Source organism: Delftia sp. WY8 (assembly GCF_018437695.1).
Lineage (GTDB): Bacteria > Pseudomonadota > Gammaproteobacteria > Burkholderiales > Burkholderiaceae_C > Comamonas > Comamonas tsuruhatensis.
Genome location: NZ_CP049795.1, coordinates 5,325,216 through 5,338,935 on the forward strand (window position 1 = coordinate 5,325,216; position 13,720 = coordinate 5,338,935).

A 13,720-nucleotide genomic window follows, 5' to 3' on the forward strand; every position below is an offset into this window, starting at 1 on the left:
TGCGGGGCTCAGGACTTGCGCGGTGCCTTCTGGCGCTCGATCGCAGCCTTCACGAAGGCATTGAACAGCGGGTGGCCGCTCCACGGCGTGGACTTGAACTCGGGGTGGAACTGCACGCCGATGTACCAGGGGTGAACTTCCTTGGGAAGTTCGACGATCTCGGTCAGCTGCTCACGCTGGGTCAGCGCCGAGATCACCAGGCCCGCTTCGCGCAGCTGGTCCAGATACTGGACGTTGGCTTCATAGCGATGGCGGTGGCGCTCGGTGACCACGTCACCGTAGATGCTGTGGGCCAGCGTGCCGGCCTGCACGTCGGAGGACTGCGCGCCCAGGCGCATGGTGCCGCCCAGGTCGGAGTTCTCGTCGCGGGTCTTGACCGTGCCGTCGGCATCCTTCCACTCGGTGATCAGGGCGATCACGGGGTTGGCGGACTTGGGGTCGAACTCGGTGGAGTTGGCGCCTTCGAGGCCGGCCACATGGCGGGCGTACTCGATGGTGGCCACCTGCATGCCCAGGCAGATGCCCAGGTAGGGCACCCTGTTTTCGCGGGCGTAGCGGGCCGTGGAGATCTTGCCTTCCACGCCGCGAGAGCCGAAGCCGCCGGGCACGAGGATGGCGTCGTACTGCGAGAGCTTGTCGCGCGCATTGGCGTCGCTGATGGTCTCGGAGTCCACATGGGTGATCTTCACGGCCACATGGCTTTGCATGCCGGCGTGCTTGAGCGCCTCGTTGACGGACTTGTAGGCGTCCGACAGCTCGACGTACTTGCCGACCATGGCGATCTTGACCTCGCCCTGCGGGTGCTCGGTCTCGTGGACCAGGTCATCCCAGCGCTTGAGGTTGGTGGGCGGCGTGTTCAGGCGCAGCTTGTCGCAGATCAGGCCGTCCAGGCCCTGCTCGTGCAGCATGCGGGGCACCTTGTAGATGGTGTCCACGTCCCACATGGAGATCACGCCCCATTCGGGAACGTTGGTGAACAGCGAGATCTTTTCCTTTTCCTCGTCCGGCACGCGGTGCTGGGCGCGGCACAGCAGGGCGTCGGGCTGGATGCCGATCTCGCGCAGCTTCTGCACGGTGTGCTGCGTAGGCTTTGTCTTGAGCTCGCCGGCCGTGGCGATCCAGGGCAGGTAGGTCAGGTGCACGAAGGCCGTGTTGTTGGGGCCCTGCTTGAGGGCCAACTGGCGCACGGCTTCGAGGAAGGGCAGGGACTCGATGTCGCCCACCGTGCCGCCGACTTCGCAGATGGCCACGTCCACGGCATCCGGCGTGCCGATGCCGGCGCCGCGCTTGATGTACTCCTGGATTTCATTGGTCACGTGAGGGATCACCTGCACGGTCTTGCCCAGGTAGTCGCCGCGGCGCTCCTTCTCCAGAACGCTCTGGTAGATGCGGCCGGTGGTGAAGTTGTTGGACTGCTTCATGCGCGTTTCGATGAAACGCTCGTAGTGGCCCAGGTCCAGATCGGTCTCTGCGCCATCGTCGGTCACGAACACTTCACCGTGCTGGAAGGGCGACATGGTGCCCGGGTCCACGTTGATGTACGGGTCCAGCTTGATGAGAGTGACTTTGAGGCCGCGCGATTCGAGGATCGCAGCAAGGGAGGCTGAGGCGATTCCCTTGCCCAGGGAAGACACCACACCGCCTGTGACGAAGACAAATTTGGTCATGTCTTTTATTGGTGGTGGTAAAGCAGGATTATAGATGCGCCGCCGAATTCGCCGCGCCGCGCGGGGCTGCTCGGATGCTCCGGCTCTGCTAAATTGCGCGCCATGACTGAAGTGTTCGCAGGTAAACATCTGGTGCTCGGCCTCTCCGGAGGCGTGGCTTGTTACAAATCTGCCCAGCTGGTGCGCCTGCTGGTACAGGCCGGGGCCACCGTGCAGGTGGTGATGACCGAGGCGGCCGAGCAGTTCATCACGCCGGTGACCATGCAGGCGCTGTCGGGCCGCCCCGTCTACGGATCGCAGTGGGACGCGCGCGAGCCCAACAACATGCCCCACATCAACCTCAGCCGCGAGGCCGACGCGATGCTGATCGCGCCCTGCAGCGCCGACTTCATCGCGCGCCTGGTGCAGGGCCGCTCCGACGAGTTGCTGAGCCTGATGTGCCTGGCGCGCCCCATGGACCGCGTGCCCCTGCTGTTGGCGCCGGCCATGAACCGCGAGATGTGGGCACACCCGGCCACGCAGCGCAACCTGGCGCAGGTGGCCGCCGACGGCGCGCTGGTGCTGGGCGTGGGAACGGGCGACCAGGCCTGTGGCGAGGTGGGCGACGGCCGCATGCTGGAGCCCGAGGAAATCATGGAGGAGCTGGCTGCCTTCTTCACGCCCAAGCTGCTGCAGGGCCGCCAGGTGCTGGTCACGGCGGGCCCGACCTTCGAGGCCATCGACCCCGTGCGCGGCATCACCAACCATTCCAGCGGAAAGATGGGCTTTGCCATTGCGCGCGCCGCCCGCGAGGCGGGCGCCCAGGTGACCCTGGTGGCCGGGCCCGTGCACCTGCGCACGCCGCGCGGCGTGCAGCGCATCGACGTGCAATCGGCGCAGCAGATGTTTGACGCCGTGCACCAGCAATTGCCGCAAGCCGGCGTGTTCATCGCCACGGCGGCCGTGGCCGACTGGCGCCCGGCCACGGCGTCAGGCCAGAAGATCAAGAAGGACGGCTCGGGCCAGGCCCCCACGCTGACCTTCGTCGAGAACCCCGACATCCTGGCGGCAGCCGCGCAGTCCGAGCCTGCGCGCAGCGGCCGGCTGTACTGCGTGGGCTTCGCCGCCGAAAGCCATGACCTGCTGCAGCACGCCAGCGCCAAGCGCCTGCGCAAGCAGGTGCCGCTGCTGGTGGGCAATATCGGTCCCGCAACCTTTGGGCGTGATGACAATGCCCTGCTGCTGATCGACGAGGCTGGCACCCAGGAGCTGCCGCACGCCTCCAAGTCCCTGCTGGCGCGCCAGCTGGTGGCCGAGATCGCCCGGCGCCTGCCACCCGTCCGTTGACACCACCGAAGGCCCGCATGTCACAGAACACCTACGAAGGCCCCCGCCACGGCGACTATGTGCGCTATGTGGACGAGCTGCTGCGCGCCAGCCCCCTGTACCGCTCTGCGGCGCACGGCTGGATGGTGCAGGGACGCAGCGACTTCACCGATGCGGTGGCCACGCCGGGCGCGCAGTCTCAGTCCGTGGTTGAGCGCGTGCGCGAGCAGGTGCAGGCTGCGGCCGAGAAGGCGCGCATCGCCGCGCAGCAGGCTTCGGTGCCCGCCTTGCCGGGACGCCAGCCGTCTGCAGGCGACAGGAATGGTGACAGGGCCGATCGCGGCCGGCAGGCGGCGCGGGCACAGCAAGCCCAGGCCTCCTCCGCCGCCAAGGCCGTCAAGAAGACGGTCTTCAAGATAGGTCCGGGCCAGTTGCTGGGTATCGTGATCGGCCTGATCCTGGCCGTGGTGATTCCGGGCATCGGCCCTTTCATCCTGCTGCTCACCATCATCAATGCCATCGTCAAAGGCTTTCGCAGCGGGCTCAAGTCGTCCGGGTGACGGCGCGGGGCACAATGCGCGCTTTGCTTTTCAAGAGAGCCTGCCGTGAGGCGCTCCCCAGATTGTTTCCATGAACGTTGATATCAAGATCCTTGACGCGCGCCTGCGCGAGAACATGCCCGCCTACGCCACGCCGGGAAGCGCGGGGCTGGACCTGCGCGCCTGCATCGATGCGCCGCTGACGCTGGAGCCCGGCCAATGGCAACTGGTGCCCACGGGCATGGCCATGTACCTCAAGGACCCCGGCTACGCGGCCATGATCCTGCCGCGCTCGGGCATGGGCCACAAGCACGGCATCGTGCTGGGCAACCTGGTCGGCCTGATCGACAGCGACTACCAGGGCCAGCTCATGGTCAGCGCCTGGAACCGCTCGACCACGGCCTTCACGCTGCAGCCCATGGACCGCCTGGCCCAGCTGATCATCGTGCCCGTGGTGCAGCCCAGCTTCAATGTGGTCGAGGAGTTCGAGTCGGCTTCTGAGCGCGGCACGGGCGGCTACGGTTCCACCGGCAAGCAATAAGGCGCTCAGCCAGAAAACGCCCGCAGCCGCGCTGCCCGGGCATCGCTCCAGGGAGGAATCCGCATGGCCACGCCATCCCGGCGCACGCGCCACCGCCCATCCGCGTCATGGACGCGCGTGATGCTGACGCAGGAAGACCGCATGCGCCGCCGCCTGCAGCAGCGCCACTGGCTGCGCCTGCATGCGGCACTGACGGGCGGGTTGAGCCTGGCCGGCATGTCGCTGTTGAGCCTGGGCCTGCTGCACGCGGGCATGCACAGCATGGCGCTGCGCTATGGCGTGGCCCTGGCCTGCGGCTATCTGCTGTACCTGCTGCTGCTGCGCCTGTGGGCCGAGTGCATGCTGCGCCGCGACTGGGAGGTGTCCGATGTTCCCGATGTGACGCCCGGCAGCAACGGCTCTTCACCGGCCCGCACGCCGGAGGCTGGCGGATTCGACAGCGGGCAGGGCGGCTCGTATGGCGGCGGTGGCTCCAGCGGCAGCTGGGATGACGGCGGCGCGCTGTCCGAGGCCGCTTCCTCGGCCTCGCAAGGCTTTGATGTGCCGGGCATCGATGGGCTGGACGAAGGCGCCGTCGTCCTGGTCCCCGTGCTGCTGGTGTTTGCGGCGCTGCTGGTAGCGGTCACGGGGGCAGGGTCGCTGCTGTGGCTGGTCTTTGGGGCCGACCTGTTCCTGGCCGTGGCGGTGGAGGTGGCCTTTGCGCTGCTGATGGCGCGCACGCTCTACGTGGTGGAGCGCGAGGGCTGGCTGCTGGCCGCGCTGCGCCTGAGCTGGAAGCCGGTGCTGGGCGCACTGGTGGCCGCCGTGGCGCTTGGCGCGCTGGCCGACTGGCTGTTTCCCCAGGCAGACACCCTGGTGCAGGTGCTGCGCACGCTGAGAGGGCATTGAAAGGCCCCTGAGAGGGCACAGAGCCGCTGCTGCGCGGCTCCTGCCGTCACGCCTGTCTTTTTGCCCCCGGCAGGCGCAGCTGCATGCGCAGGCCGCCCAGCGGCGAGCGGCTGGCCGCGATGCTGCCGCCATAGGTCTGCACCAGGTCACGCACGATATCCAGGCCCAGGCCCGCGCCGGGCCTGCGTTCGTCCAGGCGCTCGCCGCGCTCGAAGATGCGGCCAAGGTCGGCGTCTTCGATGCCGGGGCCGTCATCGTCCACCGTCAGCAGCAAGGGGCCGCCGGCCTGATCGTGCTCCAGGCCCTGGACTTCCAGGCTCACGGCCTGGGCTGCCCACTTGCCGGCGTTGTCCAGCAGGTTGCCCAGGATTTCCATCAGGTCCTGGCCATCGCCCAGAAAGTCCCAAGGCTGCACATCGCCCTTCAGCGCGAAGCGGATGCCGCGGCCGGCGTGCAGCCGCTCCATGGTGCGCACCAGCGAGGCCAGCGGCGGCTCCAGCGGCGTGCGCAGGCCTGTGGCCTGGCGGGCCGCAGCGCGGGCGCGTGCCAGATGGTGGTCCACCTGGCGGCTGGCGCTGGCGACCTGCTCGCGAACCAGTTCGGCCAGCGCCCCGCCTTCCTGCGCGGCGGCATTGCCGAGGATGGACAGCGGCGTGTTCACCGCATGGGCCAGGTTGCCGGCCTGCGTGCGCGCGCGCTGCACCATGTCGGCGTTCACATCCAGCACATGGTTGAATTCCTGCACCAGGGGGCGCAGTTCCTGCGGAAACCGGCCTTCAAGGCGCGGCGTGGCGCCCTTGCGCACGTCGGCCAGGCCTGTGCGCAGCAACTGCAGCGGCCGCAGCGCCAGGCGCAGCTGCAGCACCACGGCCAGAGCCAGCCCGGCCGCCAGCGTGCCCAGTGCGGCGATCAGCATGGTGGTGAAGCGCTGCATGGGCTCGGCCAGCAGGGCGCTGTCGGCCGCAACGATCAGGCGCAACGGCGGCGCGTCGGCTTCGGGCAATTGCAGGGGGCGTGCCACGGCCACGAGCGGGTGGCCCTGGCCATCGGGCAGCATGCCCGTGCTCAACGCCGTGTCTTCCCGGTGTTCGCCGGGATTGCCGGCATCGGCACGGAACTGGTGCCAGTCCAGCGTCTGGTCCCACAGCGAACGAGAGCGCAGCAGGCCGGCCTTCTCGGGCGGGCCCGCCCCATCGCTCACCTGGTCGATCTGCCAGTACAGGCCTGACAGCGGCTGCGCCAGGCGCGGATCGCCCACGGCCAGTCCGACTTCGATTCGCCCTCCAGGCAGGCTGTTGACGGCTGCGCTGAGCTGGTCGAGCTGCAGCACCAGCTGCGCCTGCAACTGCTGCGCGATGTGGTCTCGGAACAGGCCGCGCAGCCCCCAGCCGGCCAGCAGCACGGCCGCCAGCACCCAGGCCAGCGTGCCGGCCAGCAGGCGCAGGCGCAGCGAATCACCGAGCCGGGATACCTGTCCTTCCTGTGGTGCGTTCATGCAGCGGGAGCGCCTTCCACCAGCCGGTAGCCCATTCCGCGCACGGTCTCTATGCTGCCGGCCGGCAGCTTCTTGCGCAGGCGGCCGACGAAGACCTCGATGGTGTTGGAGTCGCGGTCGCTGTCCTGCGGGTAGATGTGTTCTGACAGTTCGGTGCGCGATATCACCTGCCCCACGCGCTGCATCAGCAGGGCCAGCACCTTGAATTCATGGCTGGTCAGCGTGAGCGGCTGGCCGGCGACGCTCACGCGGGCATGGCGCGAGTCCAGCACGATGGGGCCGCATTGCCACTGGGCGCTGGCGTGCGGGCTAAGCCGGCGCAGCAGGGCGCGCAGGCGGGCCATCAGCTCTTCCATGTGGAAGGGCTTGGCCAGATAGTCGTCGGCGCCGGCATCCATGCCGGCCACCTTCTCATGCCAGGCGCCGCGCGCCGTGAGGATCATCACCGGCATGACCCGCCCTTGTTCGCGCCAGGCGCGCAACACCGTCAGGCCATCGCGCACGGGCAGGCCCAGGTCCAGCACGACGGCATCGAACTCCTCGACCTCGCCAAGGTACTGGGCCGTTGCGCCGTCGGCCGCCGTCTCCACCGTATGCCCGGCCTGCTGCAGTGCCTGCACGAGCTGGCTGCTCAGCGTGGGCTCGTCTTCCACCACGAGGATTCGCATCTTTTTCCTAGTCCTTGCGCTTGAAGCTCAGCACCTTGCCATCGCGTGCATCGATCTTGAGTTTGGCCACGCGGCCGCCCGATTGCAGCAGCCGGATCTCGTAGATGAAGCGGCCGTCGTCATGCTCGAACTCGACCTTGATGACCTGGCCCTGGTAGTCGCGCTCGACCTGGTCGAGCACGGTGCGCAGCGGCAGCACGCGGCCTTGCTGCAGGGCCTGGCGCGCGAGTTCATGGTCGCTGTCGCCGGCATCCGAGGGCGTGGTCCAGGAGGCCAGTGCCGCCGCCATCAGCAGCAGCGAGGCCAGCAGCATCCAGGACCTGCGAGGGGTGGAGAAGGATGGAGTGGGCATGGAAAACTTTATAGCCCAGCGTGGATGAACCTCGGATGAACGGCTGCTTCAGCTTGCGTTCATGGCCTGCATCGAACAATGGCTGCACGCCGTCGCAATCCACCGGAAACGAAGGCGCAGCAGCCGGCAGATGCGGCCTTTTCAGATGCATCGCCAGCCCAATCGCCGACCCAGTCGCCGGCCCAGTCGCCGGCCCAGTCGCCGGCCCAGACGCCGACCTTCACATGCCAAGGAGAACCTCATGCCTTCCATCCGACAACTGATTTCCCGCGCTGCACGCCATGGCCTGACGGGCCTGGGCATTGTTCTGATCGCCACTGCCGGGCTGGTCGCCCAGGTGCAGGCCCAGGCCGCCGCCACTGGCGGTCCTTCGGTGACCGTGCAGGCCGGCGAAGCCGTGGCCACCACGGTGGCCTCCGTGCGCGGCGCCTTCCAGGGGCCGGGCCTGAGCATCCGCGAAGTCTTCGAGCGCATGGAAGGCCTGGGCTACCGCGACCTGCGCGAGATCGAGTGGGAAGACGGCCTCTACCAGGTCAAGGGCCAGACCAGCGATGGCCGTCCCGTGAAGCTCTATGTCGATGGCAACAACGGCAACGTGCTCAGCATTCGCGCACGCAATTGAGGCCGGGCCGGCGGGCTGATTTTTGTCAGCAAGTGTTCAGTCCGGTCGGCGTACATGCAGCCTGGGGCGTTGGAGTGGTATGCAGCCGCAGGCAAGGCCGGCGGCTGCCCTTGATCGATCCACGGACAGTACACAGGAGATTTCCATGCCCCCTTCCATTCATCGCTTGGGCGCCATCGGCACCAGCTGCATTGCAGCGCTGATGCTCAGCGCTTGCGCGGGCTATCCACAGCAGGGCGGATATCCGGGTGGCGGCTACCCTGCAGGTGGCTATCCCGCTGGCGGATATCCCGCCGGGGGCTACCCCAGCGGGGGCTATCCCGCCAGCGGCCAGCCCGGCACGGCCTACCCGGGCGGCGGTGGCTATGTGCAGCAGGGGCGCGTGACCAATGTGCAACTGGTTCAGATCCAGCAGCCCAGCGGCATTGGCGGCTCGGGCATAGGCGCCGGGGCCGTGGTGGGTGGCGTGGTCGGCGGCGTGCTGGGCCGCCAGGTGGGCAAGGGCAGCGGGCGCGACATCGCCACCATTGCGGGCGTGGTGGGCGGTGCCATGGCGGGCAATGCCATCGAGAAGAACACCGGCCCTGGCGACCTGCGCGATGTCTACCGTGTCACCGTGCAGTTGAACGACGGCAGCACGCGCGTGTTCGACTACCAGAGCAATCCGCAGCTGCGCGTAGGCGAGAGCGTGCGCGTGGACAACAACCAGCTGCTGCGCTGAGTACCAGGCTCGCTCCATGCAAAAGGGCTCCCCGAAGGGAGCCCTTTGCCATTTCAGCGCGGCAATTTCAGTGCAGCGTGTCGTTGCCCGGTGCCATGGGCTGGATGCGGAAGAAGCCGGTGCCGGCCGAGCCGCGGCCGATTTCCTCCTCGGTGGCTTCGCGCACGCCTTCGACCTTCAGGTGCAGGCGCAGCGCGATGCCGGCCAGCGGATGGTTGCCGTCCAGCACCACATGCTCGGGATAGATTTCGGTCACCGTGTAGAGCAGGTCGGGCGGCACGGCGCTGCAGCCCTTGGGCAGGGCGCTGGCCTCGAAGCTCATGCCTTCTTCCAGCTCGGCCGGGAACAGGGCGCGCGGCTCCAGGAAGATCAGGCTTTCGTTGTAGTCGCCGAAGGCTTCCTCGGGCTCCAGGTGCAGGTCCAGGACCTTGCCCTGGCCGTGGCCCTGCAGGGCCTCCTCGATGCGCTTGAGCAGGTCGTCGCCGCCGACCAGGAACTCCACGGGCTCATCGAGCACGTCCAGTTCCTCGCCCAGGGTGTCCTTGAGGGTCCAGGTCAGAGCGACCACGCATTGTTCTGTGATTTCCATGGTGTGCAGCTTGTGCGGCCCATGCCGCAGTGGGGAAAAAGAAAGACCGCCGCGCGCGCCCTTGTTTGACGAAGGCGTGCCGGCGGCCGCGTTGGCGCGATTTTCCCACGGCGGCCCGGCTGCTGCGCAGGCCGGGCGGCGAGTCCTGCCGATCAGAACGGATAGTGGCGGGGCGCGGTCTGCATGGTGATCCAGCGCGTCTCGGTGAAGGCATCGATGCCTGCCTGGCCGCCGAAGTGGCCGTAGCCCGAGTTCTTCACGCCGCCAAAGGGCATCTGTGCCTCGTCATGCACGGTGGGGCCGTTGACGTGGCAGATGCCGGCCTCGATGCGCGCGGCCACGCGCCAGCCGCGTGCGGTATCGCGGGTGTAGACGGACGAGGACAGGCCGAATTCGTTGTCGTTGGCCATGGCGATGGCCTGCTCCTCGCCGCGTACGCGCACGATGGCCTTGACGGGGGCGAAGGTTTCCTCGCGGAAGATGTCCATCTCGGGCGTGACGCCGTCGATCAGCGTGGCGGCCATCAGGGTGTTGGTGGCCTTGCCGCCGCACAGCAGCTTTGCGCCCTTGGCCAGCGCGTCGTCGATCAGGCGGTTGGCGCGCTCCACGGTGGCCATGTCCACCACCGAGCCCAGCACCACGGGGCCCTTGCGCGGATCGCCCAGCGGCAGCGAGGTGGCACGGGCCACGAGCTTGTCCAGGAAATCACCGGCCACGGACTCGTCCACGATGATGCGTTCGGTGGACATGCAGATCTGGCCCGAGTTGGCGAAGGCACCGAAGGTGCAGCCGGCCACGGCGGCGTCGATGTCTGCATCGTCCAGCACCACGAAGGGCGCCTTGCCGCCCAGCTCCAGAATGGCGGGCTTGAGGTACTTGGCGCAGGTCTGGCCGATGATGCGGCCCACGCGCGTGGAGCCCGTGAAGTTCACGCGGCGCACGGCCGGGTGGGCCACCATGGCCTCGACCACGGCGCCGGCATCTTCGGGCGCATTGGTCACGAAGTTGACCACGCCGGGCGGCAGGCCGCCTTCCTGCAGGGCCTCGATGATCAGGCCGTGCGTGGCGGGGCACAGCTCCGAGCCCTTGAGCACCACGGTGTTGCCGCAGGCCAGCGGCGTGGCGATGGCGCGCACGGCCAGGATGACGGGTGCATTCCAGGGCGCAATGCCCAGCACCACGCCAGCGGGCTGGCGCACGGCCATGGCCAGGCTGCCGGGCACGTCCGAGGGAATGATCTGGCCATTGATCTGGGTGGTCAGCGATGCGGCCTCCAGGAACATGTTGGCGGCCAGGTGCACGTTGAAGCCGGCCCAGATGCCCGAGGCGCCGGTCTCGGCGGCCATGGCGGCGGCAAAGGCCTCGGTCTTGGCCTCCAGCGCCTGCGATGCCTTCATCAGCATCTGGCGGCGCTCGGTCGGGCCCAGTGCGGCCCAGGCGGGGAAGGCCTTTTGCGCGGCTTCGACGGCGCGCACGGCATCCTGCGGCGTCGCGGCCGGGGCGCGCGTGGCCACCGATCCGTCCAGCGGGTTGCGGCGCTCGAAGGTGGCGCCATTGCCGGCCTGTGCGGCCTGGCCTGCGATGAGCATGGTTTGTTCGATCATGACTGTCTCCTTGGTATGCGGTTGTGGCCTGGGCGTTGGCGTAGCCGGGCGTGCCGGTCATCGTAGAAGCAGGCGATGGCGCAGGCAGCCCGCTGCGCGCACAAAGCGCATGACGGATCGTGCACAGGCTCCGGGGTTTACCCTTGTCCTGGCTGTCCGCGGGGAAAGCCATGGGGCGCGACGGGCCTGCACTTTCCCATAATCACGTCCATGGCCGCACACAGATCCTTCACCCGTGCGGCGAGCAGGAGAGACCGCACATGACCGATGCCATGGTGTTGAGCACCGACGGACTGCCGCCCGGCGAGACGGCGTCGGCCTGGCACGCCTGGATGTCGCGCCTGTTTGCGGGCCTGGATACCGATGTCTATGGCGATCACCTGTTCGAAGGCCATGTGCGCGTGGCCAATGCCGGCGATGTGGTGCTGACCCGGCTGGAGGCGGGCCGCCACCGCGTCATGCGTAGCATGCAGGGCCTGCGCGCCCATGAGTCCCCCTATCTGAAGATCGTCGCGCCCTGGGAGGGCGTGGCCAGCGTGCGCCAGCACAACCGCGAGGCCAGCGTGCGCAAGGGCAGCTGGGTCATCTATGACACGGCGCAGGAGTACGAGGTGGCCAATCCCGAATGGTCGGAGCACCTCATCGTGATGCTGCCGCGCCAGGCCATCGTGGAACGGGGCATCCGGCTGGAAGGGCTGATGGGGCGCAATGTGGGCGGCAGCTCGGGCATCGCCCGCATCGCGCTGGAGACCATGCGCAGCACCTACCAGGAGCTGCCCGGCATGGCACCGCACCTGGCGCGCCGCGCGGGCGAGCTGCTGGTGGACATGGTCCATCTTTCGCTGCAGGAGCTGGCCGGGCAGGGCACGGCAGGCACCCAGCAACTGGCGCTGCAGGACCGCATACGCGCCCATGTGGTGGCCCATCTGCGCGATCCGGGCCTGTCGGTGGAGTCCGTGGCCGCCGCGCTCAACTGCAGCAAGCGCCATTTGCACAACGCCTTTGCGGACAGCCAGACCAGCCTGGGCGCCTTCATACAGCACAGCCGGCTGGAGCTGTGCATGCGCGAGCTGCTGCTGCCCGAGCACGCGCAGCGCACCATCACCGAAGTCGCCATGGACTGCGGCTTTGGCAGCAGCGCGCATTTCAGCCGGGCCTTCAAGGCCTATACGGGCCTGGCGCCCTCGGATTTCAGGGCCATGCGCAAGCCGGCCGGCTGACTGCCACGAAGCCATTGCGGGGCAGCTTGCGCTGGCGCCAGGACAGGGCAATGGCCGCATAGGACAATGCCGCCCTGTCTTTCTGCTCATTTCGGACCATTCCATGGACACCAACACCCCGCTTGCCCTGCTGGGCGGGCTTACCGCTTCCCAATTCATGCGCCGCCACTGGCACAAGAAGCCCTTGCTGGTGCGCCAGGCGATCCCGGGCTTCAAGCCCCTGATTCCGCGCGCCAGGCTGCTGGCCATGGCAGGCGAGGACGGGGTGGAATCGCGCCTGATCCAGCAGCACGATGACGGCAGCTGGAAGCTCAGCCACGGCCCGCTGTCGCGCCGCAGCCTGCCTTCGCTGCAAAAGCCCGGCTGGACCGTGCTTGTGCAGGGCGTGGACCTGCACGACGACGGCGTGCACCAGTTGATGCAGCAGTTCCGCTTCGTGCCCGAGGCGCGGCTGGACGACCTGATGATCAGCTTTGCCACCGACCAGGGCGGCGTCGGCCCGCATTTCGACAGCTACGACGTCTTCCTGCTGCAGGCCCATGGCCGCCGGCGCTGGCGCATCGGCCGCCAGAAGGACCTGTCGCTGCAGCCCGATGTGCCGCTGAAGGTGCTCTCGCATTTCGAGCCGGAAGAGGAATTCGTGCTCGAGCCAGGCGACATGCTCTACCTGCCCCCGAAGTGGGCCCATGACGGCATCGCCGAAGGCGAGTGCATGACGTACTCCATCGGCTTTCGCTCGCCCGCGCGCGACGAGCTGGCCCGCGAGCTGCTGCTGCGCATGTCCGACGAGCCCGATGAGCCCGAAGTGCCGGTCGTCTACCGCGATCCCGACCAGCCGGCCGTCGAAGCCCCGGGCGAGATTCCCGCCAGCCTGCACGATTTCGCCCGCAAGTCGCTGGAACGCGCGCTGGCCGAGCCGCTGGCGCTGGAGCGCGCTCTGGGCGAGTACATGACCGAGCCCAAGGCCAATGTGTGGTTCGAGCATGGCGAGGAAAACGGCATGTTCGAGAGCGTGGTCCTGGACCGCCGCACCCGCATGATGTATGACGCCAGGCACATCTTCATCAACGGAGAAAGCTATCTGGCCGGTGGCCGCGATGCCACGCTGATGCGCAAGCTGGCCGACACGCGCGCGCTGTCGCGCACCGATCTGGCCAAGGCCAGCGACGATGCGCTGGAGCTGCTGTCCTCATGGTTTGACGCAGGCTGGGTGCGTGGCGGCAAGCTGTCCTGAACCGGGTAGACGCTGCGCCACAGGCATGCTAAGTTCGGGCATTCACTGTTGACAGCGTGCTGCTGAACAAGGGCGGACTTCGTTAGATTTGTAAAGAATTGTCTTGAGTCCGTCAGTAAATTGACAGCCACCTGCTTTTGTTACACAGTGCATGTCAAGGCAGTCAATTCGCTGCCCCATCCGGACTTTGCAAGAGGATTTGTGCGGAATTGTTCTGAGGCTGTCAGTTTCGGTCAGCTTCGGGAAAACCTCCCTATAATCTGACGCGAGTCGAA

The 13,720-nt window shown here is 67.7% G+C and carries 14 protein-coding genes; 8 read left to right on the forward strand and 6 right to left on the reverse strand.

The genetic code is table 11. From position 1 onward, the window contains the following. Positions 1 to 8: 8 nt before the first annotated feature. Positions 9 to 1,667 (reverse strand): CTP synthase, encoded by a 1,659-nt coding sequence (pyrG, locus tag G4D77_RS24460; protein WP_154833732.1) that lies wholly within the window; start codon positions 1,665 to 1,667, stop codon positions 9 to 11. A 102-nt stretch (positions 1,668 to 1,769) separates the two neighbouring features. Here pyrG and coaBC point away from each other — a divergent pair, with 102 nt between their 5' ends. The 4 genes from coaBC to G4D77_RS24480 all read left to right on the forward strand — a co-directional run bounded on the left by coaBC (position 1,770) and on the right by G4D77_RS24480 (position 4,940). Then, positions 1,770 to 2,993, forward strand: a complete 1,224-nt coding sequence (gene coaBC, locus G4D77_RS24465; RefSeq protein ID WP_154833733.1) for a bifunctional phosphopantothenoylcysteine decarboxylase/phosphopantothenate--cysteine ligase CoaBC — start codon at positions 1,770 to 1,772, stop codon at positions 2,991 to 2,993. 17 nt (positions 2,994 to 3,010) lie between these two features. Then, on the forward strand, positions 3,011 to 3,532 hold the full coding sequence (locus G4D77_RS24470) for a hypothetical protein (RefSeq protein WP_154833734.1): 522 nt from the start codon (positions 3,011 to 3,013) through the stop codon (positions 3,530 to 3,532). 70 nt (positions 3,533 to 3,602) lie between these two features. Continuing rightward, positions 3,603 to 4,052: a dUTP diphosphatase gene (gene dut / locus G4D77_RS24475; protein ID WP_154833735.1), complete on the forward strand. Its 450-nt coding sequence runs from the start codon at positions 3,603 to 3,605 to the stop codon at positions 4,050 to 4,052. Between the two features lie 63 nt (positions 4,053 to 4,115). Next, positions 4,116 to 4,940 (forward strand): hypothetical protein, encoded by an 825-nt coding sequence (locus tag G4D77_RS24480; RefSeq protein ID WP_154833736.1) that lies wholly within the window; start codon positions 4,116 to 4,118, stop codon positions 4,938 to 4,940. 46 nt (positions 4,941 to 4,986) lie between these two features. Here G4D77_RS24480 and G4D77_RS24485 read toward each other — a convergent pair whose 3' ends face one another. The 3 genes from G4D77_RS24485 to G4D77_RS24495 are packed head-to-tail and all read right to left on the reverse strand — an operon-like array spanning position 4,987 to position 7,416. Beyond that, positions 4,987 to 6,435 (reverse strand): sensor histidine kinase, encoded by a 1,449-nt coding sequence (locus G4D77_RS24485; RefSeq protein WP_154833737.1) that lies wholly within the window; start codon positions 6,433 to 6,435, stop codon positions 4,987 to 4,989. After that, entirely contained in the window at positions 6,432 to 7,103 is a 672-nt protein-coding gene (locus tag G4D77_RS24490) for a response regulator transcription factor (RefSeq protein WP_154833738.1), read from the reverse strand. Before G4D77_RS24490 ends, G4D77_RS24485 begins: the two co-directional genes overlap by 4 nt. A gap of 7 nt (positions 7,104 to 7,110) precedes the next feature. Continuing rightward, a complete protein-coding gene (locus tag G4D77_RS24495) occupies positions 7,111 to 7,416 on the reverse strand; it encodes a PepSY domain-containing protein (RefSeq protein ID WP_016447635.1) in 306 nt (101 codons plus the stop codon). Between the two features lie 280 nt (positions 7,417 to 7,696). Here G4D77_RS24495 and G4D77_RS24500 point away from each other — a divergent pair, with 280 nt between their 5' ends. Together G4D77_RS24500 and G4D77_RS24505 are read left to right on the forward strand one after the other, a co-directional pair. Continuing rightward, positions 7,697 to 8,077 (forward strand): PepSY domain-containing protein, encoded by a 381-nt coding sequence (locus tag G4D77_RS24500; RefSeq protein WP_043789865.1) that lies wholly within the window; start codon positions 7,697 to 7,699, stop codon positions 8,075 to 8,077. A 145-nt stretch (positions 8,078 to 8,222) separates the two neighbouring features. Beyond that, on the forward strand, positions 8,223 to 8,798 hold the full coding sequence (locus G4D77_RS24505; protein WP_043789866.1) for a glycine zipper 2TM domain-containing protein: 576 nt from the start codon (positions 8,223 to 8,225) through the stop codon (positions 8,796 to 8,798). Between the two features lie 67 nt (positions 8,799 to 8,865). Here the strand turns inward: G4D77_RS24505 and G4D77_RS24510 are convergent, their stop codons facing one another. Both G4D77_RS24510 and G4D77_RS24515 read right to left on the reverse strand, forming a co-directional pair. Then, positions 8,866 to 9,387: an FKBP-type peptidyl-prolyl cis-trans isomerase gene (locus G4D77_RS24510; RefSeq protein ID WP_043789867.1), complete on the reverse strand. Its 522-nt coding sequence runs from the start codon at positions 9,385 to 9,387 to the stop codon at positions 8,866 to 8,868. 152 nt (positions 9,388 to 9,539) lie between these two features. Further along, on the reverse strand, positions 9,540 to 10,991 hold the full coding sequence (locus G4D77_RS24515; protein ID WP_154833739.1) for an aldehyde dehydrogenase: 1,452 nt from the start codon (positions 10,989 to 10,991) through the stop codon (positions 9,540 to 9,542). A 260-nt stretch (positions 10,992 to 11,251) separates the two neighbouring features. Between G4D77_RS24515 and G4D77_RS24520 the strand changes: the two genes are divergently transcribed. Then, positions 11,252 to 12,211, forward strand: coding sequence for an AraC-like ligand-binding domain-containing protein (locus tag G4D77_RS24520; protein WP_154833740.1), 960 nt, complete (start codon positions 11,252 to 11,254; stop codon positions 12,209 to 12,211). A 103-nt stretch (positions 12,212 to 12,314) separates the two neighbouring features. Beyond that, positions 12,315 to 13,445 (forward strand): cupin domain-containing protein, encoded by a 1,131-nt coding sequence (locus tag G4D77_RS24525; protein WP_074920995.1) that lies wholly within the window; start codon positions 12,315 to 12,317, stop codon positions 13,443 to 13,445. Positions 13,446 to 13,720: the final 275 nt, after the last annotated feature.